At 69.2% G+C, this 24,739-nt stretch carries 19 protein-coding genes; 11 read left to right on the top strand and 8 right to left on the bottom strand.

All coding sequences use genetic code 11. From position 1 onward, the window contains the following. Positions 1-11 precede the first annotated feature (11 nt). A complete protein-coding gene (gene rocD / locus U8D42_RS05915) occupies positions 12-1,247 on the bottom strand; it encodes an ornithine--oxo-acid transaminase (RefSeq protein WP_322858911.1) in 1,236 nt (411 codons plus the stop codon). Beyond that, positions 1,244-2,101, bottom strand: coding sequence for a dimethylargininase (gene ddaH, locus U8D42_RS05910; protein WP_322858912.1), 858 nt, complete (start codon positions 2,099-2,101; stop codon positions 1,244-1,246). Before ddaH ends, rocD begins: the two co-directional genes overlap by 4 nt. 122 nt (positions 2,102-2,223) lie before the next feature. Between ddaH and U8D42_RS05905 the strand changes: the two genes are divergently transcribed. Beyond that, positions 2,224-2,670: an Lrp/AsnC family transcriptional regulator gene (locus tag U8D42_RS05905; protein WP_085241943.1), complete on the top strand. Its 447-nt coding sequence runs from the start codon at positions 2,224-2,226 to the stop codon at positions 2,668-2,670. A gap of 62 nt (positions 2,671-2,732) precedes the next feature. Here U8D42_RS05905 and U8D42_RS05900 read toward each other — a convergent pair whose 3' ends face one another. The 4 genes from U8D42_RS05900 to U8D42_RS05885 are packed head-to-tail and all read right to left on the bottom strand — an operon-like array spanning position 2,733 to position 7,832. Next, on the bottom strand, positions 2,733-4,550 hold the full coding sequence (locus U8D42_RS05900; RefSeq protein ID WP_322858913.1) for a sulfatase-like hydrolase/transferase: 1,818 nt from the start codon (positions 4,548-4,550) through the stop codon (positions 2,733-2,735). Further along, the gene (locus U8D42_RS05895) at positions 4,543-4,983 is read right to left on the bottom strand and encodes an SRPBCC family protein (protein ID WP_322859454.1); all 441 of its coding nucleotides are present in this window, start codon (positions 4,981-4,983) and stop codon (positions 4,543-4,545) included. The genes U8D42_RS05900 and U8D42_RS05895 overlap by 8 nt, the downstream gene beginning before the upstream one ends. A gap of 30 nt (positions 4,984-5,013) precedes the next feature. Then, a complete protein-coding gene (locus tag U8D42_RS05890; protein ID WP_090420602.1) occupies positions 5,014-5,865 on the bottom strand; it encodes a CbiQ family ECF transporter T component in 852 nt (283 codons plus the stop codon). Continuing rightward, on the bottom strand, positions 5,862-7,832 hold the full coding sequence (locus U8D42_RS05885; RefSeq protein WP_142278424.1) for an ABC transporter ATP-binding protein: 1,971 nt from the start codon (positions 7,830-7,832) through the stop codon (positions 5,862-5,864). The genes U8D42_RS05890 and U8D42_RS05885 overlap by 4 nt, the downstream gene beginning before the upstream one ends. Before the next feature lie 193 nt (positions 7,833-8,025). Here U8D42_RS05885 and U8D42_RS05880 point away from each other — a divergent pair, with 193 nt between their 5' ends. Continuing rightward, on the top strand, positions 8,026-8,499 hold the full coding sequence (locus U8D42_RS05880) for a MarR family winged helix-turn-helix transcriptional regulator (RefSeq protein ID WP_085241948.1): 474 nt from the start codon (positions 8,026-8,028) through the stop codon (positions 8,497-8,499). Between the two features lie 78 nt (positions 8,500-8,577). After that, entirely contained in the window at positions 8,578-10,986 is a 2,409-nt protein-coding gene (locus tag U8D42_RS05875; RefSeq protein WP_322858914.1) for an ATP-binding cassette domain-containing protein, read from the top strand. Here the strand turns inward: U8D42_RS05875 and U8D42_RS05870 are convergent. Further along, complete coding sequence (locus U8D42_RS05870) at positions 10,945-12,048, bottom strand: esterase-like activity of phytase family protein (RefSeq protein WP_431523826.1); 1,104 nt, start codon at positions 12,046-12,048, stop codon at positions 10,945-10,947. The two genes, U8D42_RS05875 and U8D42_RS05870, sit on opposite strands and share 42 nt — an antisense overlap. A 126-nt stretch (positions 12,049-12,174) precedes the next feature. Here U8D42_RS05870 and U8D42_RS05865 point away from each other — a divergent pair, with 126 nt between their 5' ends. Then, positions 12,175-14,127, top strand: coding sequence for an acyl-CoA dehydrogenase (locus U8D42_RS05865; RefSeq protein WP_322858915.1), 1,953 nt, complete (start codon positions 12,175-12,177; stop codon positions 14,125-14,127). A gap of 183 nt (positions 14,128-14,310) precedes the next feature. Here the strand turns inward: U8D42_RS05865 and U8D42_RS05860 are convergent, their stop codons facing one another. Then, positions 14,311-14,778: an LppP/LprE family lipoprotein gene (locus U8D42_RS05860; RefSeq protein ID WP_322859456.1), complete on the bottom strand. Its 468-nt coding sequence runs from the start codon at positions 14,776-14,778 to the stop codon at positions 14,311-14,313. Positions 14,779-15,089: 311 nt separating this feature from the next. On the opposite strand from U8D42_RS05860, the gene U8D42_RS05855 reads away from it, so the two are divergent. From U8D42_RS05855 to U8D42_RS05825, 7 genes are all read left to right on the top strand, one after another. Beyond that, positions 15,090-19,295 (top strand): bifunctional nitrate reductase/sulfite reductase flavoprotein subunit alpha, encoded by a 4,206-nt coding sequence (locus U8D42_RS05855; RefSeq protein WP_322859457.1) that lies wholly within the window; start codon positions 15,090-15,092, stop codon positions 19,293-19,295. 109 nt (positions 19,296-19,404) lie between these two features. Further along, positions 19,405-19,680, top strand: coding sequence for a hypothetical protein (locus U8D42_RS05850; RefSeq protein WP_431523825.1), 276 nt, complete (start codon positions 19,405-19,407; stop codon positions 19,678-19,680). A 107-nt stretch (positions 19,681-19,787) separates the two neighbouring features. Continuing rightward, positions 19,788-20,591: a trehalose 2-sulfotransferase gene (gene stf0 / locus U8D42_RS05845; protein ID WP_322858916.1), complete on the top strand. Its 804-nt coding sequence runs from the start codon at positions 19,788-19,790 to the stop codon at positions 20,589-20,591. Between the two features lie 357 nt (positions 20,592-20,948). Then, positions 20,949-21,881 carry a cysteine synthase A gene (gene cysK / locus U8D42_RS05840; protein ID WP_322858917.1) on the top strand — a complete coding sequence of 311 codons (933 nt, stop codon included), beginning with the start codon at positions 20,949-20,951 and terminating at the stop codon, positions 21,879-21,881. 2 nt (positions 21,882-21,883) lie between these two features. Next, positions 21,884-22,567, top strand: coding sequence for a serine O-acetyltransferase (cysE, locus tag U8D42_RS05835; RefSeq protein ID WP_322858918.1), 684 nt, complete (start codon positions 21,884-21,886; stop codon positions 22,565-22,567). 8 nt (positions 22,568-22,575) lie between these two features. Then, positions 22,576-22,995, top strand: a complete 420-nt coding sequence (locus U8D42_RS05830; RefSeq protein ID WP_322858919.1) for a thioredoxin family protein — start codon at positions 22,576-22,578, stop codon at positions 22,993-22,995. A 95-nt stretch (positions 22,996-23,090) separates the two neighbouring features. Beyond that, positions 23,091-24,737 (top strand): NAD-dependent malic enzyme, encoded by a 1,647-nt coding sequence (locus tag U8D42_RS05825; protein WP_322858920.1) that lies wholly within the window; start codon positions 23,091-23,093, stop codon positions 24,735-24,737. Positions 24,738-24,739: the final 2 nt, after the last annotated feature.

Below are 24,739 nucleotides of genomic sequence, written 5' to 3'. Positions count from 1 at the left end.
CGATCAGCTGATTATGGGCCAGCCTCCCGCAACGCCGTAGCGAACTGCTCAACCGCCCAGTCGATTTCTTGCGCCGTGATCACCAGCGGGGGCGCGAACCGCAGCGTCGAGGAGTGGGTGTCCTTGACCAGCACACCGCGATCCGCGAGCCGAAGGCTCATCTGCTTGCCCGTCCCGAGCGCCGGGTCGATGTCGACGCCCGCCCACAGGCCCAGGCCGCGCACGGCCTGCACACCGTGTCCCACCAGTTCGCGCAGGCGCGTGTGCAGGCGCCCGCCCAGCTCTGCCGAGCGGGCCTGGAACTCTCCGCGGCCCAGCATGGCGACCACGGTGGTGCCGATGGCGGCGGCCAACGGGTTGCCGCCGAAGGTGGAGCCGTGTTCGCCGGGGTGCAGGACGCCCAGGACCTCGCGGTCGGCGACGACCGCCGACAGCGGAACCACGCCGCCGCCCAGCGCTTTGCCGAGCAGGTAGACGTCGGGCACCACGCCCCAGTGGTCGCAGGCGAAGGTGTGCCCCGCACGCGCCAGCCCGGACTGGATCTCGTCGGCGATCATCAGCACGTTGTGCCTGCTGCACAGCGCGCGGACGGCCGGCAGGTAGTCGTCGGGCGGGACGACGATGCCCGCCTCGCCCTGGATCGGTTCGAGCAGCACCGCGACCGTGTGGTCGTCGATCGCGCGGGCCAGCGCGGCGGCGTCGCCGAAGGGCACCGAGCGGAAGCCGGGGGTGAACGGTGCGAATCCCGCCCGCGCGGTGGGATCCGAGGAGAAGCTGACGATGCTGATCGTGCGGCCGTGAAAGTTGTTGTCCGCCACGATGATGTTCGCCCGGCCGTCGGGCACGCCCTTGACGTCGGCGCCCCACTTGCGGGCGATCTTGAGGCCGCTCTCCACGGCTTCGGCGCCCGAGTTCATCGGCAGCACCAGGTCCTTGCCGCACAGCCGCGCGAGCGCGGCGCAGAACGGGCCGAGCGTGTCCGAATGGAACGCGCGGCTGACCAGCGTGACGGTGTCGAGCTGGGCGTGGGCCGCCGCGGTGATCTCGGGGTTGCGGTGGCCGAAGTTGACCGCCGAGTAGGCGGCCAGGCAGTCCAGGTAGCGCCGGCCCTCCACATCGGTGATCCAGGCGCCCTCGGCGCTGGCCGCCACCACGGGCAACGGCGAATAGTTATGCGCGGCATGGCGTTCGACCAGGCCGATCGCGGCCTCGGTCCGGGTCGACGTCCGGGCGTCAAGGATCGTCATGGAAACATCTCCAGGGTGCAGCACTTGACCGAACCGCCGCCCTTGAGGAGTTCGGACAGGTCCACGCCGACGGGCTCGAATCCCGCGCCGCGCAGTTGCGCGGCGAAACCCGTTGCGGCCGAAGGAAGGACGACGTTCAGGCCGTCCGAGACGACGTTGAGGCCGAGCACGAACGCGTCGGCGCTGCCGACGACGATCGCATCGGGAAACAGCTCGCGCAGTTGGTCCTGAGCGGCCGCGCTGAACGCCGGCGGATAGAACGCGATGGTGTGGTCGTCGAGGACGGCCAGCGCGGTGTCGAGGTGGTAGAAGCGCGGATCGACCAACTCCAGCGAGACGACGAGCGTCCGCAGCGCCGCGGAGATCTCGGCGTGCGCCCGCAGGTCGGTGCGAAAGCCGTAGCCCGCCAACACCGTTTCGCCGACCATCAATAAGTCGCCCTGCCCCTCGTTGACGTGACGGGTGGACACGGGCCGGTACCCGAGCGAGGACATCCACTGGGCGTAGGCACGCGACTCGCCGGCCCGCTCGGCGAATCGGAACTTGGCGACGATCGCGACGTCGCCCGCGATGAATCCGCCGTTGGCGGCGTACACCATGTCCGGCAGTCCGGGCGCGGGCGCGATCGCCTCAACCTGGTGGCCCAGCCGAAGGTAGGTGGTGCGCAGGCCGTCCCACTGGGCCTGCGCGAGAGCGACGTCGACGGGCGTCGCGACGTCCATCCAGGGGTTGATCGCGTACTCGACCCCGAAGAATGCCGGCGGCGTCATCGCGTACCGGCGGGCGCGGGGCGTGCGGACCCGGCCGGCGGGTGACGAGCCCGATCCGGCCGCCACGACGTAGTGTTCCGTCATAGATCAACGGTATTTGCCCGCCCTGACACAATCAAACGCTATGCATTGCGTGCCTATACGCGATTTATTGCGTTAGAGTGGCCTCGTCATCGATTTATTGCGGCCGATCGAAGGGAACGGTGATGGAGCGCCTCGACGACACCGACGCCCGCATCCTGGCCGAGCTGACCGAGCACGCGCGGGCCACGTTCGCCGAGATCGGCGAGAAGGTCAATCTGTCCGCCCCTGCGGTCAAGCGGCGCGTGGACCGGATGCTGGATGCCGGCGTCATCAAGGGCTTCACCACGGTCGTCGACCGAAATGCGCTGGGCTGGAACACCGAAGCCTACGTGCAGGTGTTCTGCCACGGCACCATCGCGCCGGATCGGCTGCGGGCGGCCTGGGTGGACATGCCCGAGGTGGTCAGCGCCGCGACGGTGACCGGAACGTCGGACGCCATCCTGCACGTCCTGGCGCGCGACATGCGCCACCTGGAAGCCGTCCTCGAGCGTATCCGGTCGAGCGCGGACATCGAGCGCAGCGAGAGCATCGTGGTGTTGTCGAACCTCATCGACCGGATGCGGACCTGAGGCGGGCTCGCCACGCGAGCCTAACCGCACTGCGAAATGCCGGTCGCTTTTTCGCAGTGCGGTTAGGCTCGCGGCGTCAAGACGTTGCCGACCAACCGCTTCAGCATCGAGGGCCGCGGCGTCGGGGGTCGACGAGAAGCGTAGGGCCATGGCACATTTCGCTCGGGCACGGAATCGGCCCGGGCGTGTTTGAGCTGCATCCGCAGGTGCGCGCGGAGGGCATGCAGGTCCGGGTCGGTCCACCGGTTGATCGCTTCGATCGGATCGGCGGTGAGGTCGTACAGCTCCCACTGGTCGTCGAGCGGCGTCGTGCGGTACGCGTCTCCCCCGAACCCGTTGGCCGCCAGGTGCCGCACGCCCGGCTCCGTCCAGGTGCCCGGGTCGTCGAAGGTACGCACCAGCTTCCAAAGATGGCCTGCGCCACCGGTGGCCGTCGTCTCGTCGACGCGGACCACCAAGCCCTCGAAGTTGGAGGCGGTGTGGGCTGGGACCCGGATGCGCAGCGGCGCGGGCGGATCGACGGTCCGCTTCAGCCGGCGCGCCAATCCCGATGCGCCGCTGTCCCCTTCGAGCATGTTGTCGCGGGTCATCACATAGACGGCGCGGCTCTCGTCGGCCGCGGCGCCGTCCACGATCGGCATGAGGTTCCGCCCGGGCAGCGGATGCACCTCGGAGAACGACTCGGCCAGCGTGGCGGCCACCGCCGCGACGTCGACGCCGGCCGCCGCCAGCAGGGTGGGGACCAGGTCGACGTGTGAGGTCGGCGCGGTGACCCGCCGTGGCCGCGTCGCCCGCTCGCCGATGCGCGCGACGACGAAGGGAACTCGGGTAGCCTCGTCGTACAGGTTGAACCACTTTTGGTGCAGGCCGCCGTGGGCGCCCAGCAGGTCGCCGTGGTCGGCGGTGCGCACCAATACCGCGTTGCCCGAACCGCCTTCGGTGACCGCCCGCCGGACGCGGTCGATGGGGCCGTCCACCTCGGCGTGCAGCCGGTAGTAGAGGTCGCGGTACCGCTGCGCGTTGCGCTCGTAGGTTCGGTCGACCGCGGGCGCGGGGCCGTAGCCGGAGTAGTAGGCCTCGCGAAAGGCGATCTGCGCCGCCGGCTTGGTGGACAGGTCTTCCTCCGCGGTGGGCGGCGCGGGCACCGCGGGCGGGTCGAGCGGTGACGGCTTGACCGGGCTCCGGCGCGACCAGGCCGGGAAGAGCACGACGTCGTGGGGATTGACGAAGCTGGCGACCAGAAGGAACGGACGCAACGCGGCAGGGTCGCCCTCGCGGCGGCGCGCGTAGCGATCGGCGAGCCACGCGACCACCCGGTCGGCGATCAGCGGGTCGCGTCGGACGCCGGCGTCGGCCAACGCCGCCCCGTGCGGCTCAGGACCGACCCACCCGGAGAAACCGAACGGCCCCAGCGGGTCTGCCGCCAGGTAGCGCCGCACCGCCGCGGCGTCGACGACACCGTTGTTGTCGTTGGTGGCCAGCGGCCGGCCGGTGGCCGGGTCGGTGATATCGGCGTGCGAGATGTGCCACTTGCCGTCGTAATGGGTGTCGTATCCGGCCGCGCGGAACCAGTTGCCCAGCGTGGGCACCTCGCCCCGGCGTAGCCAGCGCATGCGCGAATCGTGGGCGGTCTTTCCGATGCCATCGGTCTGGGTGACGCCGTGCAGATCGGGGTAGTGCCCGGTGAAAATGGTTGGGCGGCTGGGCACGCAGGCCAGCGAGCCGGTGTAGTGCCGGGTGAAGCTGACGCCGTGGTCGTCGAACCATCTGCGGCCGGTCAGCGTCCGGTCGCGCCACGCCAGCACGTCGGGAGCCTCGTACGGCGGCACCGCGCGTTCCTCGTCGGTCATGATGACGACGACGTCGGGGCGATCAGACACGAGCGCGCTCCAATCGATTCGCAAGGCCGGCGAGCATCGCCTCGGACTGTCGCGCGAGGAGACGGCACAAGAGATGTTCGGCCGCCTTTTGCGTTGCGTGCGGCCCGACTTCGACGGTGCTGGTGAGGGTCACCAGGGTCATCGCGGCCGACGGCGCCAGCGTCCAGCGGTTGGACACCCTGCGCAGGCGGCGCGGGAAGCCTTCGATGTCGTAGCCGAGGGCGCGGGGCGGGTCGAACTCGGTGATGCGCTCGACGAGGGTGTCGCGCTTGACCTGCACGCGGCGGGCGGTGCCGACGTCGGCGCCGTCGGGCCCGGAGTACAGGATGCACGAGTGGTCGACGTTGCCGGCCCACGAACTGATCGACCCGAAGTCGGCGAGTGTCTCCCAGACGTCGCCGATACGTGCCGCGATCGTGCGAGTCCCGTGCATGTCGGCCACCCGCTCACGCTACGCGAGGGTCTAGGCGGTCAGGTGGAAGATCGTCTCGATGGCCACCGCGACACCGCTGACCGCCAGGGTGACGGCGAGCGTGACCCAGTCGCCCAGTTTCGGCCGTGCCGGATCGGCGGAGAGCTGACCGGTGCCGCCGCGAGCAGTGATCGCGTCGCCCATCTCATCGGCGCGGCGCAGGGTCACGACGATGGCGGCGGCGACCAAGTCGATGGAGTTGCCCGCCGTCTGCCGGACCCGGGCCTTGCGGCTCGTCGGCATGTGGTTGGGCCGCAGTCGGCGAGCGGCGTAGAGCACCTGAAATTCCTCGATCAGCAGTGGGAAGGCGCGCAGCGCCAGGGCCAGGGCCACCGCCCACTCGTCCACCGGAATCCGCAGCAACTTGAACGGGCGGCCCAAAACCGCCAGGGACGGCGCGATTTCGGCGACGTTGGTGGTCCAGGACACCATCGCCCCCAGCCCGAGCAGAACCACCGATAGCGCGGTGATACGCAGGAAGTTCAGCGCCCCGCCCAGCCAGATGTGGGCCCCGTTGATCGATAGCATCGGACTGCCACCGGCCAGCGCGGCGGTCACGAAACCCAATCCCATCAGGATCCACAGCCACCGCGGAATCGTCGGAAGCGCACCCCGGGGAATGTGAGCGATCCGGACCGCCGCCAGCACCAGCGCCGCCACCGACCCGATCGTCACCCAACCCGGGTACAAGGTCAGCAACACCGAAACACCGAACACCACCAGCAGTTTGGTTCCGGCCCACAGGTTGTGGATGGGCGACCCGCCCGGCACCGGAACCAACAGCACCACCGGCCGAGAGGTGCGCCGGCCCCTCCCGGGCGTGGCGGCCGAGCTTGCGGTCACGCCACACCCCCGGCCGCGGCGGTCGCCGACACCGCTTGCAGCGCGCCCTTCTGCAGATGCACGGTCCGCGTGCACACGGCCTCCAAACCGACGAAGTCGTGGGAAATGACGACGACGGTCAATCCCCGGTGCCGGCGCAGATCCGCGAGCAGCCGCAGCAGGCCCCGCTGGCTGGCGATGTCCAACCCGGCCAGCGGCTCGTCGAGGATCAGCACCCGTGGCGAACACGCCAGCAGGCCGGCCAGGACCACCCGCCGCATCTGGCCACCGCTGAGCTGATCGATGCGCCGCTTGCCCATCGCGGGTTCCAGTCCCACCGCGCCCAGAGCGGCGGCCACCCGGGCCTCGTCATGCTCCGAAAAGCCCGCCACGGAAGCGAGTTCCAAGCCGACGTGGCTGCGCATCAATTGCAGTCGGGCCGTCTGGAACGACAGCGCCACCGCACCGACGTGCTCGCGGATCGGCTCACCGTCGATCAGGCAGGCACCCGTCGTGGGAACGGTCAGCCCGGCCATGATCCATGCCAGCGTCGACTTGCCCGAGCCGTTGCCGCCGTGGATCAGGATCCCGTCACCCTGTTCCACGACCAGGTTGATGTCGCGCAGCGCGGTCTTGGCCCACGGGGTCCCGCTGTTGTATTCGTGGCCGACACCGACGATTTCGAGGACCGGCTTGGTCGAGCCCCACTTGACCGCGGGGACCGGGGCTGGGGCCGGGGCCGTTTCGGCCATGCCGGTGTTGTCCGGGGAATCGCTGAGGTTGATCGTCCGGTCCGCGGACGCGGCCTCGTTGTCGAAGTGCGTGATGTGCACCAGGGCGGTCCGATGCCGTTGCGGGAGGCCGGACAGCACGTTCAGCAAGACGTTACGGCCCTCCTGGTCGATCATGCTGGTGAATTCGTCGGCGATCAGCAGCGCCGGCTCCCGGGCCAGCGCCGCGGCGAGGGCGAGGCGCTGCAATTCCCCGCCGGACAGGCTCCCGGTATCCCGTTCGGCGAACCCCTCGAGCCCGACTTCGCGCAACAAATGCTCAACGTCGACCGCGGTGCCCGGCGGCAGCCCCCACACCACGTCATCGGCGACCCGGGTGCCCAACACCTGGCTCTTCGGGTGCTGCAGAACCAGCGCCGTGCCGCCCACCATGCCCAGCCCCACCGCGCCGGGGCGCTGCACGGTGCCCGCCGTCGGCGGCCGGCCCGCCAGGATCAGCGTCAGCGTGGTCTTGCCGGAACCATTGGCGCCGATGACCGCAACGTGTTCTCCGACTTGCAATTCCATGCTGAGTTCACGCAGCGCGTCTTGTTGCGCGTGCGGGTAGCGGAACCGCACGTTGTCGAGGCGCACCGGCACGGGCCCGATCGGGGCGTCGGGCGGCTCGTCGAGAGGGTCGAGCTTGTGCACATCCGGGACGTTGCCCATCCGATCCAGTAAGCGCGAGAGCGCCCACCAACCGATCAGCGACGAGACCACGACCCCGTAGGTGACGTAGCCCAGCATCAGCCACGGCCAGTAGTGCAGCCCGAATTCGAACACCCGCTTGACGTCGACCCCGAGCCACCGCAGATTCACCCGGCTGAGGAACGCCACCACGCCGTCGACGTTGGCGGTCATCACCTCGAATATCAGATGCCGCAGCCGATTCAGCACCGCCAGCAAACCGACCGTCGCGGCGGCGACGACGAAGCCGACGATCACCGACGCGAGGGTGACGGTGGGTGTGCCCCTGCCCTTGCGCTTCACGACTCCGGTCAACCCGCCGATGTAGGCGCAGTTGACGACGGTCAAGAAGCTGCCCAGCCCGGAGATGAGGAAGGCGAGAGTTCCGGCGGCAAACGTCGCGGCGATCAGCACCCGGAGCCGGTAACGGTAGGTCAGCAGCCCCATGGGCACGGTGCCCAACAGCGCCAGCCCCTGCGCGAACGGGATGACCCCGGCCACGATCGAGATCACCGCGCAGAGCGCCCCCATCACGGAGGCCTGTGCCAATTCGGTCGGTCGTAACGGCCCACCCCGATGGCGCGAACGGACGGGGCGACGGGCATTCACTTCACTGATTGTGCCAGCCCGCAGCGCCAAGTCGCCTCATACGCTTCGTGACTTCCGGCCCGATTCGGGCGGTCGCCTCTCGCCTCAGTTAGCAAAGCTATGGAACGATGGGTAGATGGACAGAGTTGTCGATACCGCGCACGTCGAGGCCCAGCAGCTGGGGGCGGATCTGCTCGCCGTGGTGGCGCGGCTCAACCGGCTGGCCACCCAGCGCATCCAGATGCCCCTGCCCGCGGCGCAGGCCAGGCTGCTCGCCACGATCGAGGCCCACGGGGAAGCGCGGATCGGCGACCTCGCGGCGGTCGACCACTGCTCCCAACCGACGATGACGACGCAGGTGCGCCGGCTCGAGGACGCCGGGCTGGTCGCCCGGACCATCGACCCCGGGGATGCGCGCGCCGTCCGGATCCGCATCACCCCGCAGGGCAAACGCATGCTCAACGCCGTCCGCGCCGACCGCGCCGCCGCGATCGAACCCCAGCTCGCGCTGCTCGAGCCGGGAGACCGCCGGGTGCTGACGGACGCGGTCGAGGTGTTGCGCCGGCTCCTCGACAACGCGTCGCAAGGGGGGCGGCGCAACACACTGTGAGGGCCTGACCCCGGTGAAGAGACCGCGGCCAGCGGGTAGACACTAAGTCGAGCTGACGGTGACGAAAGGGGGCGGGCGATGCGGACCGAGGCTTCCGCGTTCAGGGCCTCCCCGTTGACCGTGTGGGTCGGGTCGGCGAGGTTCGATTTCGCCCCGGGCCGCGACGTGATCGTCGGCTACGGCCCGGCCTGCGATATCGCCCTCGAGCGCCTCGGGAATCCGGGCGCGCCACCACCGCCGCCCCGCCCGGAGGTGGTGCTGCGGTTCGCCGGCACCCAGTGGGTGGCCATCGACCTGAGCCACCGCGGGATCTTCGTCGACGGCGCACGGGCCGCGACGGTGAACATCCGCGACGGCCAGGCGATCAGCATCGGCGATCCGCAGCGGGGCCCGCGGCTGGTCTTCCACGTCACCGCCGGTCCGCCGGGCCCGGCTCCTCGCCCGATGCCCCGCCCCCCGGCGCACCCGCCGCCACCGCCGCCGCCCGTCGCACCGCAGCCGCCCCGCCCGCACGCTCCGGAACTGCAGGCTCCGACCCAGCGCGACACCCAACGGATGCGGGTGGTGCCGCCGCAACCGCCGGCGCCCGAGCCGCCCGCCCCGGCACCGCCCGCCCCGGCACCGCCCGCTCAGCCGATCCCCGCGGCCGACGCCCCACAGCAGGGCGGCCCGGGGCTGATCGAGCGGATGGTCACCTCGAAACTGCGCGTCGCGCGTCCTTCGATTCGCACCGCGGAGCCGAACGCCACCTACCGCTTGCCGCTCAACGCCGACGCGCGCACCGTCGGGCTGGCCGCGTACCGGCTCGGACTCACCGTCGACGGGCGCGAGACGCTCGCGGACATCTCGTTCGCGGCGCGTCCGGGCGTGTTCACCGCGGTGGTCGGGCCCTCGGCCGCCCGCAACTCCGCGCTGCTCGGACTGCTCGCCGGCACCCGGCAACTCAGCTCGGGACGCGTCACCGTCGACGGCCACGACGTGCACGCCGAGCCGGCGTCGATGCGCACCCGCATCGGCATCGTGTCGCCCGGCGACGGGTTGCACCGGCAGCTCACCGTCGAACAGGCCTTGGGATACGTCACCGAAATGCGCCTCCCGCAGGGTGTTTCACCCGAGCATCGCGACCGCCTGGTCAGCCAGGTGATCGAGGAACTCGAGCTGACGCCGCACCGCGGCACCCGGATCGGCAAGCTGTCGCCCGAGGTGCGCCGGTGCGCGGCGCTGGCGGTCGAGCTCGTCACCCGGCCGACGCTGCTCGTCGTTGACGAGCCGAGCGCCGGCCTGGACGCCGAACAACAGCGCCACGTCATGGCGATGCTGCGGCGTCAGGCCGACATCGGCTGCGTGGTCGTGGCGGCCGTGTCGTCGCGGACGCGCATGACCGACCTCAACCTGTGCGACCAGGTGCTGGTGCTCACCTCGGCCGGTACCACGGCATTCCTCGGGCCGCCGGCGCAGGTCGAGGCCGCGATGGGCACCGCCGACTGGTCCACGGTGCTCGCCCGGGTCGGCGCCGATCCCGGCGGAACCCACCGCGCGTTCCGCGCCAGCCCGTCGGCGTCGGCGTTGACGGCGCCGCCGGAGGTGGCCGCTCCGTCGCCGCCGCCCGCCCAACCCCCGCTGTCGCGGCAAGTCCGGCTGCTGGCCCGCCGCGACCTCAAGCTGATCTTCGCCGACCGCCCCTACTTCGTGTTGTCGGCGATCCTGCCCTTCGTGCTGGCGGGTCTGGCGCTGCTGATTCCGGGCGATTCCGGCCTGGTGCGGCCCCCGGCGGGCGCCGCGCACCCGCACGAAGCCATCGAGATCCTGGCCGCCCTGAACCTCGCCGCGGTGATCATCGGCACCGCGCTGCCGATCCGTGCCGTGGTGGGCGAGCGGCGGATCTTCCGGCGCGAGCAGGCCCTGGGGCTGTCGACGGTGGCCTACCTGGCCGCGAAGACGCTCGTGTTCGGCGTCGCCGCGGCCGTCTCGACGGCCGTCGTGTTCGCGATCGTCGTCGCCGACAAGGGCGGTCCCGCGCGCGACGCCGCTCTGCTGCACAACGCCACGCTCGAGCTCTATGTGAGCGTGGCGGTGACGGCCATCGTGTACGCGATGCTCGGGCTCGCGTTGTCGGCGCTGGGCACGCGCCTGCGTGAGGTGCTGCCGCTGCTACTGCCGGTGATCCTCGCGTCCGCGCTGTTCAACGGGAGCCTCGTTCAGCTGGTGAGCAAGTGGGGCTTCCAAGAGCTCTCCTGGTTCGTCCCCGCCCGGTGGGGCTTCGCCGCCTCGGCGTCCACGGTCAACCTGCGCAGGGTCGACGCGCTGGCCGCCGACGCCCAGACGTGGACTCACTACAGCGGTTGGTGGGTGTTCGACATGACGTTGCTGGTGCTCTTCGGCGTGGCGGCGGCGGGCTTCACCCTCTACCGGCTGCGGCCGCCGCCCGGCCAGGCCCCCGCGCCATCACATCGCGAACAACAGGAACTGCGTGACCTGGCGGGCTGAGAAGTTGTTGTCGCTGACCAGCACCACCGACTGGCGACCGTCGGGCAGCTTCGGCCCCAGCGTGATGCCCTCGACATTGTCCAGCGGCGACAGACCCGGCGTGGACGACAAGTCGACCGCCAGGGTTTTGCTCATGGGTGTCACGGCCGCGTCGCGCATCGACGGGGTCGTCAAAACGTCTGTGGCCGCACCGATCTCGGCACGGTAGATCCGCACCGTCGGCGGCAGGGCCGAGGATCGCTCGATCACCAGGAAGGTCGTGTCCGACAGGGCGACCAGATCGGAGACACCGTTGACGTCGGCCGGCGGCGCCGGCGGCTCCATCGGGTAGGCGTATTGGGCGGTGGGCGCCCCGGCCGCGACGTCGAAATCGGTGACCCGGGTGAGGATGCGGTGGCCGTCGTCGGTGAGCGGACCGTCGTTGTGGCCGGGGTCCTCCATCGCGGCGAACAGCGATCGGCCGTCGGGCGTCAGCGCCAGGCCCTCCAGCGCCTTGTTCCGGCGCGGGCCGGTCCGCTGGGCGGACATCGCCAGATTGGCCGGCAACGTGAACTGGCCCAGGTAGGCGCCATCGAGCGCGGCGGTCCGGACCCAGGGGTCGAGCAACACCGGGCCGGCGGTGAGCCGCTCACCTTCGGAGGTCCAGTACAGCCGCTGCCGCAAGGCGTCGAACGCGATGCCCTCGGGGTCGGGGGGAACGATCGGCGGCGTGGCATCCCGTGTGAGCGGCGGGAACGGCCGGCCGGCCGGGTCCAGCAGCGGGTGCGTGCCGGTGAACGTGACGTTGTCAATTCCTTTGTCCGACAAGGACAACTGCACGGTGTAGAACCGGGCCGGGTTCTTCTTGGAGCGATCGTCACTGATCACGTAGTACAGCTGCCGTCCGGGGTCATAGCTCAGCGCCGACAGCCCGCCGATGACGGTGCCGTCGAAGGTGGCGTCGAACGGGACCTGCGACTGGCCCAGATACGTCAGCATCGGCCGCGGCGCGGGCGGGCGCCGGGGCGCGCATCCCGCCAAGGCCAGCGCGACACACATGCACGCCGCCACCCACCGCCTCATAACCGAGAAGGTAGCGCTCGAGGGTGCACCGAGCGCGAAAATCCGGCCCGGCCTCGCAGTGAATGCACGCTCGGTGAGATCGGGTTGTTGTTTTACGCCGCGCGAACCGGGGGATACGGTCGGTTTATGGCGCCAGATAGCACAACCATTGCCGAGCAACTGCGCAACGCCCTCGACGGGCGGTGGCGCGACGTCAAGAACCAGCTGCGGTCCACCATGAGCGAGGACCTCTTCCGGCCGCACTACACCCCGAACACGGTGATCGCGCGCACCAAGGTGGCCGAGCAGATGAGGATCATGGCCGCGTTCGGTGCCGCCGCCGACAACTTCCGCAAGGAGCACGGCGGCACCGGTGACATCGGCGCCGCGATCACGATGATCGAGATGCTGGCGATGTCGGATCTGTCGTTGATGGTGAAGGCCGGCGTTCAGTGGGGGCTGTTCGGCGGGGCGGTGGAGAACCTCGGCACCGAACGCCACCACGAGGCGTACGTGAAGAAGATCATCAGCCTGGAATTGCGCGGCTGCTTCGCGATGACCGAGACCGGACACGGCAGCGACGTGCAGTCGCTGGAGACCACCGCGACCTATGACCCCGCCACGGAGGAGTTCGTCATCGACTCCCCCACGCCGACGGCCCGGAAGGACTACATCGGCGGGGCGGCCGAAACCGCCACCATGGCAGCGGTATTCGCGCAACTGATCACGACCGAGAACGGCGAGCCGGTCGGCCACGGCGTGCACTGCCTGCTGGTGCCGATCCGCGACGCCGACGGCAACGACCTGCCCGGGGTGACGACGTCGGACTGCGAGTACAAGGGCGGCCTGCCCGGCGTCGACAACGGCCGCATCGTCTTCGACCACGTCCGGGTCCCGCGGGTGAACCTGCTGAACAAATACGGCGACGTGGCGCCGGACGGCACCTACAGCTCGCCGATCGAGAACCCCAACCGCCGGTTCTTCACCATGCTGGGCACGTTGGTGCGCGGGCGGATCACGGTGGGCGGCAGCGCGGGCGCCGCCGGTCGCGTCGCATTGGACATCGCCACGCGATACGCCTTGCAGCGCAGGCAATTCAGCGCGCCGGACGACGAGTCCGAGGTGTTGATCATGGACTACCTGGTGCATCAGCGGCGGCTGTTCCCGTTGATCGCCAAGTCCTACGCGCTGCAGTTCGCGCAGAACGAGCTGGTCAGTAAGTGTCACGACATCCAGACCGCCGACGCCGTCGACGCCGACGAGCAGCGCGAGTTGGAGTCGCGCGCCGCCGGCTTGAAGGCGGCCAACACCTGGCACGCGTCGCGGGCGATCCAGGAGGCCCGGGAGGCTTGCGGCGGCGCGGGCTACATGGCCGAGAACCGGCTGGTCGCCCTGCGCGGCGACACCGACGTGTTCACCACCTTCGAGGGCGACAACCACGTCCTGACGCAGCTGGTGGCCAAGGAACTGCTGACGGCCTACGCCGACGACATCCGCAGCATGAGCCCCGTCGAATGGGTCCGGTTCGCCGCCAACACCGTCGGCGAGCGCGTCGTGAAACGCACTGCGGCAGAGACGATCATCCAAACCATCGTCGACGCCCGGCAGGACAGCGAGGAAGAGGGCAGCCTGTTCAACCGCGGCACGCAGATCAAGATGTTCGAGGACCGGGAGGAGTATCTGATCGCGTCCGTCGCTCGCCGGCTGCAGGCCAAGTCCAAGGAGATGTCGGAGTTCGCCGCGTTCAACGCGGTGCAGGACCACGTGCTGCACGCCGCGGCCGCGCACATCGACCGGGTGATACTCGAAGCGTTCGTCGCCGGCATCGACGCCTGCCCGCACGAGGAGGCCCGGGAGCTGCTGGGCATCGTGTGCGACCTGTACGCGCTGTCGGTGATCGAGGACGACAAAGCCTGGTACATCGAGCATCGGTACCTGTCCACCGAGCGGGCCAAGGCCGTCACCCGGGGTATCAACGACCGGTGCCGCGCGCTGCGCCCGCACGCGCAAACGCTCGTCGACGGCTTCGGGATCCCCGAGCAGCTGCGCTATGCCGAGATGCTGCACCCGGAGAACTTGGCGGACGCGGTCACGGGCTGACGGTCTGCCCGCCGAGCATCTCCCGGCCCGGCTGTGCCGTCTTCCGTTGCGGCCGTGCGCATGTAGCCGGTGGTCGTGAACGCCCCACCGGGTCGCCGGGGTGCGGGTGAGGCCGTCTTCCGCGCCGGCGGCGACGGGAAGCCCCGGCGGTCGCGCGGGCCCCACGCGCGTGGGCCGTGTGGATCATTGATTCGGGATCTTGCCGAGCGCTTGCAGTTTGCCGTCCGGGCCGATCGCGAACTTCACCGTGCCGATGCCGCTGGGGCAACACGGCTGATCGTTGCCTTTCAACCATTGGTACTGAACCGCAACGGTGTCGTCGGAGGGCGGCAGCACGGTGATGTACGGCTTCGGGTTTGGGGTCGCCGTACCCAGCGGCGTGTTGTGGTCGAAGAACAGCAGCTGCTGGCCGGTGGATTCGCCGGCAATGGTCGGGATGATCTGCACCCAGTACAGACGGCACTTCTTGGCATGTCCGCGAGCGATTTCCACCCACGTCGTGCCCGGGACGGTGATGGGAACCGCCGCGATGGCCCGCTGCACGGTGTCGGGCGCCGGCCCGTCGGAGTCCTTGCATTTGTCGGCCGGCGCCGGTGGCGCACCGGCGTGGTTACCGCCGCAACCGGAGGCCAGCAGGACCAAGAGGATCACCATCAGCCGACGCACGCGGTGAGCTTAGCGAAGGCTGTGAATGTGCCGTTTGTTTGGTCGGAGACGCCGTTCTGACAGCTAAAGCCGCGATCCGCCCCGGTAGCCTAGAGCGCAGTCAGCGGGTCGATGATGACCCGTGCTGACCTGGGGGTTCCCGGCTTTTCCTAAACTTCACGGCCACGCATTGGCCGGTGAGAGGAAGCCGTAAACCGGGGGAAACTCCGGATACCCGGTGCCGAAACATGCTCGTCGCACCATTCACCGTAAGCCCATTGCGCTCATAAGGAGGCAAGTGCGTGACCAGGGAGTCCATGGCGTCCGTCAACGATGCCGTGAACACCGTGTGCGCGTACTGCGGCGTGGGCTGCGGAATGGTGTTGCAGGTCACAACCGACCCCGAGAGCGGCCGGCGTCACATCGCGAAGTCGGTTGGGGACAAACAACATCCGGCTAACTTCGGCCGGTTGTGCACCAAAGGCGCCACCACGTCGGACATGCTGGATGCGCCCGGCCGGATGGAATCGGCATACGTGCGCGCCGACCGCGGCGAACCCATCGAGGCCGTGGACATGGACGGTGCGATCGCCCAGTGCGCGAACCGGTTACGAGCGATCATCGATGCGCACGGCCCGGATTCCTTCGCCATGTACGTGTCGGGCCAGATGTCGATCGAGGCGCAGTATCTGGCGAACAAGCTGACCAAGGGCTTCATCGGCACCAACCAGATCGAGTCCAACTCGCGACTGTGCATGGCCAGCGCCGGTTCGGGCTACAAGCTCTCGCTGGGCGCCGACGGCCCGCCCGGCTCGTACCAGGACTTCGAACACGCCGACGTCTTCTTCGTCATCGGCGCCAACATGGCCGACTGCCATCCCATCCTGTTCCTGCGGATGATGGATCGCGTCAAGGCCGGGGCGAAACTGATCGTCGTCGACCCGCGCCGCACCGCGACCGCGGACAAGGCCGACCTGTTCCTTCAGATCGCCCCCGGTTCGGATCTCGCACTGCTCAACGGGCTCCTGCACCTGATCGTCGAAAACGGGCACACCGATCCCGAATTCATCGCCGAGTTCACCGACGGGTGGGAGGCGATGCCCGACTTCCTCAAGGAGTACGCCCCGGGCACGGTCAGCGAGATCACCGGGATCCCCGAGGCCGACATCCGCGCCGCGGCCCGCATGATCGGCGAAGCCGGGAACTTCGTGAGCTGCTGGACCATGGGCCTCAACCAGAGCACCCACGGCACCTGGAACACCAACGCCCTGTGCAACCTGCACCTGGCCACCGGCGCGATCTGCAAACCCGGCAGCGGTCCCTTCTCGCTGACCGGCCAGCCCAACGCGATGGGCGGTCGCGAAATGGGTTACATGGGGCCGGGATTGCCCGGTCAGCGCTCCGTCGTGTCGGCGGACGACCGGGCCTTCACCGAGGACCAGTGGGGCCTTGCCCGCGGAACGCTTCGCACCGACGTCGGCACCGGCACCATCGACATGTTCTCCCGCATGGCCGACGGCGACATCAAGGCGTGCTGGGTCGTCTGCACCAATCCCGTTGCCTCCGTGGCCAACCGGAGAACGGTGCTGGCCGGCCTGGAGCGCGCCGAATTGGTCATCACCCAGGACGCCTTCCTGCAGACCGAGACCAACGAATACGCCGACGTGCTGCTGCCGGCGGCCCTGTGGTCGGAGACCGATGGCGTGATGGTCAATTCCGAGCGCAACATGACGCTGTTCCAGCCGGCCGGCGCGGCGCCGGGCGATGCGCTGCCCGACTGGCAGATCATCGCCCGGATCGCCTGCGAGATGGGCTTTTCGGACGCGTTCAGCTACGGCTCCGCCGAGGAAGTCTTCGAAGAGATCAAGCGATTCTCCAACCCGAAGACGGGCTACGACCTGCGCGGGGTCAGCTACGACCGGCTGCGCCGGGGCCCGCTGCAATGGCCGTGCGCACCGGAGGGCCCGAGCGACCGCAACCCCATCCGGTACCTCAACGACGGGGTCAGTCAGGCCAGGCTGGTCCGCGAGGACGGCAGCGCACCCCGCCTGGCGTTCCCCACCGAGAACGGTCGCGCGGTGTTCTTCGCGCGTCCGCATCTGCCACCGGAAGAGATGCCGGACAACGACTACCCGTTCCTACTGAACACCGGCCGCCTGCCGCACCAGTGGCACACGATGACCAAGACAGGCAAGGTCGCCAAGCTCAACAAGCTCAATCCCGGCCCGTTCGTGGAAATCCACCCCGAGGATGCCGCACGACTGCAGATCGCCGACGGCGACGCGGTGGAAATCGCTTCCCGGCGCGGCCGCGCCGTGCTGCCGGCCGCGATCAGCGACCGGGTGCGCCCCGGCAACTGCTTCGCCCCCTTCCACTGGAACGACGTGTTCGGCGAGTACCTGGCGATCAACGCGGTCACCAACGACGCGGTGGATCCCATCTCGAACCAACCGGAATTCAAAGCATGCGCCGTCACGTTGGCGAAAGTCGCTGTCTCCGCGGCGGATCCGGCCGCCAAACCGGCGGCGGACGCCGACGCATCACAACCCGCGCACACGGAGGTCACCGAAATCAGCGTGTCACGGGTCGATGCCCTGGCCGACTTGCTCGGTGTCACAACCACACCCGTGCCGGAATTCGACGAACACGGCCGCTCCTACCTGGCCGGGATGTTGACCGCACTCCGGTCGGACGCCGGTCGACGCACGGCGGGGGTGCCGACCCTGCCCCAGAGCGCTCCCTTCGACTCCGGCACCCGGCTGTGGGTGGATGGTCTGCTCGCGGGCCTGTTCTCGCGCGACGACGCGCCCCGACCGGCGCCGGCGGTCAAGGGACCCACGAACAAGCACCCCGGCACCGAGCCCGCCCGACGGGCGCCCGTCGTGGTGTTATGGGCGTCGCAGACCGGCAACGCCGAAGAGCTGGCCGCCGACGTCGCCGCGCGGCTGAGCGACGCCGAATTGCCGGTCGCGCTGCACGCGATGGACGACTTCCCGGTGGCCGAGCTCGCCACGACGCGGGAGCTGCTGCTGATCACCAGCACGACCGGTGACGGCGAACCGCCGGACAACGGAGCCGGCTTCTGGCGGGCGGTGACGGCGGACGGCGCTGCCGAACTGACCAACACCCGGTATGCCGTGCTCGCCCTCGGCGACTCGAACTACGACGATTTCTGCGGCCACGGACGCCGCCTCGACGCGCGCCTCGCCGAACTGGGCGCGACCCGCATCGCCGACCGGGCCGATTGCGAGCCCGACTACGAGGACACCGCGGCCAAGTGGCTGGGCGAGGTGGTGCAGGCGCTGGCAAGCGCGGCCGCACCGGTCGGCCGCGATCAGCACGCGCCGGCACGCGCGACGTCCACGGTCGCGCCGCCATCCCGGGCCGCCCGGCCGGGAGCGGGCACCTACAGCAAGAAACGCCCGCTGATCACCGGCGTGGTCCGCAACACCGTGCTGAGCCGGCCGGAATCCGCGAAAGACGTGCGGCAGCTGGTTTTCGACCTGCCGGAAGAAACCGTCACCTACGAGGCCGGCGACGCGCTCGGGGTGTGGCCACGCAACAGCGACCAACTGGTCGACGAATGGCTGTCGGTCACCGGACTGGACGGGCAGACCCCGGTCGAGGTCGGCGAACATGGCCTGATGTCGTTGCGCTCCGCGCTGACCGAACGCCTGGAGATCGCCCACATCGGCCGGGACCTGGTGCGCTTCGTGCAGGAGCGCACCGGCGACCCGAAGCTCGCCGAACTGCTCAAGCCGGACAACAAAGCCGCCCTGAGCGATTGGGCCTGGGGCCGCCAATCCATCGACCTGCTGGCGCGGCTGCCGGTCTCGGCGTCGGCCCACGAATGGGTGCGGGTCCTCAAACGCCTTCAGCCGCGGCTGTACTCGATCTCGTCGAGCCCCAAGGAGCACCCCGGCGAGGTCCATCTGACGGTGTCGCCGGTGCGCTACAACTTCCAGGGTGTCCCGCGCCGCGGGGTGTGTTCGACGTATCTGGCCGACCGCTCCCCCGGCGACCGGGTCGCCGTCTATCTGCAGCCATCGAGCAACTTCCGGCCGCCCAGCGATCCCGACACCCCGATGATCATGGTCGGTCCGGGCACCGGGATCGCCCCGTTCCGCGGCTTCCTGCAGGAGCGTCGTGCGCTCGGCCACACCGGCCCCAACTGGCTGTTCTTCGGCGAACAGCACGCCGCCACCGACTACTACTACCGCGACGAGCTCGAGCAGATGCGCAGCGACGGGTTCCTCACCGAGCTGGACCTCGCCTTCTCGCGGGACCAGCGCGAGAAGGTGTACGTGCAGCACCTGATGCGTCAGCGCGGCGCCCAGCTGTGGCACTGGCTGCAGGACGGGGCGCAACTGTACGTTTGCGGCACCGCGGACCCCATGGCCAAGGACGTCGACCGCGCGCTCTGCGAAATCGCGGCCGAGCACGGCAGCCTCGATCCCGACGGCGCGAAGGAGTACGTCCGCTCGTTGAGCGCCGAGAAGCGCTATCACCGCGACGTGTACTAGGCCCGCGACCCCACCCGGCTCGTAATACGACGGAAACGTCGCGCGCCTGTCGCTGAAACAACCTCGCTGCACCATTCAGTCATTGGTGGCGCCGAGGAGGGACGTACGCGTGGCTCTGGACTTCGATGGGCCCCTCGAGGACACCGGGCAGGCCGTCTGCCCGCTGCGGTGCCGCCTGCGGCGGGCGGCCGCGGGCGGCGACGGTGACCAGGTCGACTGGGCCGGGTTGCCGATCAATTTGGACCTGGCGTTCTCCCCGCAGCAGCGCGACAAGGTCTACCGGCAGCACCTGATGCGCAAGCGCGGCACGCAGCTTCGGCGCTGGTTGCCGTCGGGTGCTCACCAGTGCGTTTGCGACGAAAACGCCCGCGACGAACACCCCTAGCCGCGCGCGCCGCGCGCTTCGGGAAAAGAGCTCACGCCTGCGGCCGACTTCGGCGCGAGCGTAAAACATTATCTGCGAAAGTAATTCCGGCCGGATACGCTGGCCACGTGGCCGATCATCCGTCGTCATACCTGGTGTTGGCATCGCAACGCAGCGGCAGCACGCTGCTGGTCGAGTCGCTGCGCGCGACCGGCGTGGCCGGCGAGCCGCAGGAGTTCTTCCAGTACCTGCCGGCCACCAGCCAGGCCCCACAGCCACGCGAGTGGTTCGCAGGCGTGGAGGACGAGTCCATCCTGCGCCTGCTCGACCCGCTCGACGCGGGGACTCCGGACCTCGCCCCCGCCGAGATCTGGCGCGACTACATCCGCACGGTCGGGAGGACTCCGAACGGGATATGGGGCGGCAAGCTGATGTGGAATCAGACGCCGCTGTTGTTGAAGCGCGCGAAGAACCTGCCGAATCGCAGCGGTGACGGCCTGCTGGCGGCGATCACGGACGTCGTGGGCGAGGAGCCGCTCTTCATCTATGTGCATCGGCCCGACGTCGTTTCACAGGCGGTCTCGTTCTGGCGGGCGGTGCAGACGCGGGTGTGGCGGGGGCAGCCCGACCCCGTTCGCGATGCTCGCGCCACCTATCACCCCGGCGCGATCGCGCACGTCGTCACGATGCTCCGCGCCCAGAACGAGGGCTGGCGAAATTGGTTCGTCGAAGAAGACGTCAAGCCGATGGAGATTTCGTATCCGGTGTTGTGGCGCAACCTGACTCAAGTGGTGGCGGCCATCCTGGAGGCGTTGGGGCTCGATCCGCGGCTGGCGCCCGAACCGGTGCTCGAGCGTCAGGCCGACCACCGCTCCGACGAGTGGGTCGACCGGTACCGGGCCGATGCGGAGAAATACGGTCTGCCAACCTGACCGCGCTGGACCGCGAGAGCTTCGGCAAACGACGAGGCAGACGGCGAAATCCGCGGATGTCCTATAGTGGGGCCTATGCAACAGGCCACACAGCCGTGCCTCACCATTACGCGCCGCCGCACCGTGCGCTGTTGTTGTCGTTGTTGTTGATTCCTGACGCCGCAGAAATCCTCGCGCTCATCCCGGTTTGCGGGCGCCGGCACAGGTAACACCCCGTGGCCGCCCACGCGCGATAGTCAATCCCAGGAAGTCAACCCACCGATGACCATGTTATCCACGTGTCACCGCGCCGCCATCGAATTCGACATCGCCCGGCGGGCCGACGAAGCTTGTACTGACATCGCCTGAGGAAGACGGATGAGCATCGCAGAGAACGTCACGCAACTGATCGGCAATACGCCGCTGGTCCGGCTGAACCGGGTCACCGAAGGCGCTGTGGCCGACGTCGTCGCCAAGCTGGAATTCTTCAACCCGGCCAACAGCGTCAAGGACCGCATCGGGGTGGCCATGCTCGACGCGGCCGAACAAGCGGGCCTGATCAAACCCGACACGATCATCCTGGAACCGACGAGCGGGAACACCGGCATCGCGCTGGCGATGGTGTGCGCGGCCCGGGGCTACCGGTGCGTACTGACGATGCCGGACACCATGAGCACCGAACGCCGAATGTTGTTGCGCGCCTTCGGTGCTGAGATCGTGCTGACGCCGGGCGCCGACGGCATGGCGGGTGCCATCGCCAAGGCGGAACAGTTGGCGAAGAACGACCAGCGGTACTTCATCCCGCAGCAGTTCGAAAACCCGGCCAATCCGGCGATCCACCGCACGACCACGGCCGAAGAGATATGGCGAGACACCGACGGCAGGGTCGACTTCTTCGTCGCCGGGGTCGGCACCGGCGGCACCATCACCGGTGTCGCCCAGGTGGTCAAGGAACGCAAACCGTCGGCGCAGATCGTGGCCGTGGAACCCGCCGCCTCGGCCGTCCTGTCCGGAGGGCAGAAGGGACCCCACCCCATCCAGGGCATCGGAGCCGGATTCGTGCCGCCGGTGCTCGATATGGATCTGGTTGACGAAGTCATCACGGTCGGAAACGAAGAGTCGCTGGAAATGGCCCGTCGGTTGGCGCGGGAGGAGGGGCTGCTGGTCGGCATCTCCTCGGGCGCGGCCGTGGTGGCCGCGCTCGAGGTGGCCCGTCGCCCGGAGAACGCCGGCAAACTCGTCGTGGTCCTGCTGCCCAGCTTCGGCGAGCGGTATCTGAGCACGCCGCTCTTCGCCGACCTGGCGGGATAGCCATGCTGGCGACGATACGACGTGACATCCGGGTGGCCAGGGAGCGTGACCCGGCCCGGCCCACCACGCTGGAGGTGATCTTCGCCTATCCGGGCGTGCACGCCATCTGGGCGCATCGAATCAACCACTGGCTGTGGCTTCGCGGTGCGCGGCTGGCCGCCCGCACGCTCGGGGAGCTGACCCGCATCCTGACCGGCGTGGAGGTCCACCCCGGCGCCGTCCTGGGCCCGGGCCTGTTCATCGACCACGCGACCGGCGTCGTGATCGGGGAAACGGCGGAGGTCGGCGAGGACGTCACGCTCTACCACGGCGTCACCCTGGGCGGCAGCGGCCGGGATACCGGCAAACGCCACCCGACGATCGGTGACCGGGTCGTCATCGGGGCCGGCGCAAAGGTGCTCGGCGCGATCAAAGTCGGCGACGACAGCCGGATCGGCGCCAACGCCGTCGTCGTCAAAGAGGTTCCGTCCAGCGCCGTGGTCATCGGGGTCCCCGGGCAGGTGATCAGCAGGCACGGCCGGAGCAGCCCGGACGACTCGATGATGCCCGACCTCGTCGGCGTCAGTCTGCAGTCCCTGCTGACCCGGGTCGCCAAGCTGGAGGCCGCCAACGACGGGCAACAATCCGCGAGTGCCATCCGGCCACCCGAAGCCGGGGTGTGGCACGGCGAAGACTTCTCGATCTGAGGGACCAAGTGAGCACTGTGGTGGTCGTCGTGACGGCGCTGATCGCAACCCTGGGAGCCGCCAGCGCGGCTGGCGTGCTGGTCAATCGACGCTCGGGGATCCTGCGCGAGACCGCGCCGGGCGCGCCGCAGGACGCAGCGGACCTCGGCTTGTCCGAGGTGGGTCCGACGGTCGTGCACTTCACTGCCGCCTGGTGTGGTCCCTGCGCGTCGGTACGCCGCGTGGTCGAGCAGGTGTGCACGGATCTGCCCGACGTGTCACATCTCGAGGTCGACATCGACGCCCACCCCGCGGCCGCCAAACGGCTTTCGGTGCTGTCGCTGCCGACCACGTTCATCTTCGACGCCGGGGGCCGGCAGCGATACCGCAGCGCCGGCGTGCCCAAGGCCGCGGAGTTGCGTCAGGCGCTGCAGCCGCTGTTGGCTTGACGGGCCCCGCCCGCGCTTCAGACGCTCTTCAAGATGCGTTCACCGCGATCGACGCTACGGTTGGCCGGAGGGCCAAGTAGGGGACGGAGATTGCGATGAGCGACGCCCACGCGCCGCGGATCCCGCCGGCGCTGGCCGCGCCGAGCCTGAACCGGGGAGTCGGCTTCACCCACGAGCAGCGGCGGCAGTTGGGGCTGACCGGACGACTGCCCTCGGCGGTGCTCACGCTCGACGAACAGGCCGACCGGGTATGGCATCAATTGCAAAGCCTGGCAACCGATCTGGGCCGCAATCTGCTGCTGGAACAGCTGCATTACCGCCATGAACTGCTCTACTACAAGGTGCTCGAAGACCATCTGCCCGAGCTGATGCCGGTGGTCTACACGCCCACCGTCGGCGAGGCCATTCAACGGTTCTCCGACGAATACCGCGGGCAGCGGGGGCTGTTCCTGAGCATTGACGAGCCCGACGACATCGAGGCGGCCTTCGCGACCTTCGGGCTGGAACCCGGCGACGTCGACCTCATCGTGTGCACCGACGCCGAGGCGATTCTGGGCATCGGCGACTGGGGCGTGGGCGGCATCCAGATCGCGGTGGGCAAGCTATCGCTGTACACCGCCGGGGCCGGCATCGATCCGCGCCGCTGCATCGCGGTCTCGCTGGACGTCGGCACCGACAACGAGCAGCTCCTGCAGGACCCGTTCTACCTGGGCAATCGTCACGCCCGGCGCCGCGGCGCCGAATACGACGCCTTCGTCGATCGCTACATCGAGACCGCGCACCGGCTGTTCCCGAAGGCGATCCTGCATTTCGAGGACTTCGGGCCCCTGAACGCCCGCCGGATCCTGCACGCGTACGGCGACAAGTACTGCGTGTTCAACGACGACATCCAGGGCACCGGCGCGGTGGTGGTCGCGGCCGTGTACGGCGGATGCCACGTCACCGGTGTGCCGATGCGCGACCAGAACGTGGTCGTCTTCGGGGCCGGGACCGCCGGGATCGGGGTGGCCGACCAGATCCGCGACGCGATGGTCTCCGACGGCGCCACCGTCGAGCAGGCCGCGGCGCAGATCTGGCCGATCGACAAGCAGGGCCTGCTGTTCGACGACATGGACGATCTGCGGGACTTCCAGGCGCCCTACGCCAAGAACCGCGCCCGGCTGGGCGTGGGCCGGGGGGACCGGGTGGGATTGGTCGACGCGATCAAGCTCGCCTCCCCCACCGTCCTGCTGGGCTCCTCGGCCGTGTTCGGCGCCTTCACCGAGAAGGTCGTACGGGCCATGGTCGCCTCCTGTGAGCACCCGATGATCTTTCCGTTGTCCAACCCGACCTCACGCATGGAGGCGGTGCCCGCCGACCTGTTGCAGTGGTCCGACGGCAAGGCGCTGATCACCACGGGAACCCCCGTCGCGCCGATCGAGTACGACGGCACCACCTACACCGTCGGCCAGGCCAACAACGTGCTGGTGTTCCCCGGGATCGGGCTGGGCATCATCGTCGCCGGCGCCCGGCTGGTGACCCGCGGGATGCTGCAGGCGGCGGCGAAAGCCATTGTGCGACAAGCTAGCCCGTCAGCCACCGGGGATTCGCTGCTGCCCGATATGCGGGACTTGCGCGCCATCTCGACACAGGTCGCCGAGGCCGTTTATGGCGCCGCTGTCGCCGATGGGGTGGCCACCCGGACGCACCCCGACCCCCGCCAAGCCGTGCTCGACACCGTGTGGACCCCGGAATACGACTAGTT

This window comes from Mycobacterium europaeum, from assembly GCF_034555895.2.
GTDB classification, from domain to species: Bacteria; Actinomycetota; Actinomycetes; order Mycobacteriales; family Mycobacteriaceae; genus Mycobacterium; species Mycobacterium europaeum.
The sequence above is the reverse complement of the archived record's forward strand: the minus strand, read 5'-3'. Positions and strand labels throughout refer to the sequence as shown.

What these genes read in the sequence shown, in the direction of transcription:
- rocD (WP_322858911.1), bottom strand. Translation starts at nt 1,247, where the DNA reads ATGACGATCCTTGACGCCCGGACGTCGACCCGGACCGAGGCCGCGATC.
- ddaH (WP_322858912.1), bottom strand. Translation starts at nt 2,101, where the DNA reads ATGACGGAACACTACGTCGTGGCGGCCGGATCGGGCTCGTCACCCGCC.
- U8D42_RS05905 (WP_085241943.1), top strand. Translation starts at nt 2,224, where the DNA reads ATGGAGCGCCTCGACGACACCGACGCCCGCATCCTGGCCGAGCTGACC.
- U8D42_RS05895 (WP_322859454.1), bottom strand. Translation starts at nt 4,983, where the DNA reads ATGCACGGGACTCGCACGATCGCGGCACGTATCGGCGACGTCTGGGAG.
- U8D42_RS05885 (WP_142278424.1), bottom strand. Translation starts at nt 7,832, where the DNA reads ATGGGGGCGCTCTGCGCGGTGATCTCGATCGTGGCCGGGGTCATCCCG.
- U8D42_RS05880 (WP_085241948.1), top strand. Translation starts at nt 8,026, where the DNA reads ATGGACAGAGTTGTCGATACCGCGCACGTCGAGGCCCAGCAGCTGGGG.
- U8D42_RS05875 (WP_322858914.1), top strand. Translation starts at nt 8,578, where the DNA reads ATGCGGACCGAGGCTTCCGCGTTCAGGGCCTCCCCGTTGACCGTGTGG.
- U8D42_RS05870 (WP_431523826.1), bottom strand. Translation starts at nt 12,048, where the DNA reads ATGAGGCGGTGGGTGGCGGCGTGCATGTGTGTCGCGCTGGCCTTGGCG.
- U8D42_RS05865 (WP_322858915.1), top strand. Translation starts at nt 12,175, where the DNA reads ATGGCGCCAGATAGCACAACCATTGCCGAGCAACTGCGCAACGCCCTC.
- U8D42_RS05855 (WP_322859457.1), top strand. Translation starts at nt 15,090, where the DNA reads ATGGCGTCCGTCAACGATGCCGTGAACACCGTGTGCGCGTACTGCGGC.
- cysK (WP_322858917.1), top strand. Translation starts at nt 20,949, where the DNA reads ATGAGCATCGCAGAGAACGTCACGCAACTGATCGGCAATACGCCGCTG.
- cysE (WP_322858918.1), top strand. Translation starts at nt 21,884, where the DNA reads ATGCTGGCGACGATACGACGTGACATCCGGGTGGCCAGGGAGCGTGAC.
- U8D42_RS05825 (WP_322858920.1), top strand. Translation starts at nt 23,091, where the DNA reads ATGAGCGACGCCCACGCGCCGCGGATCCCGCCGGCGCTGGCCGCGCCG.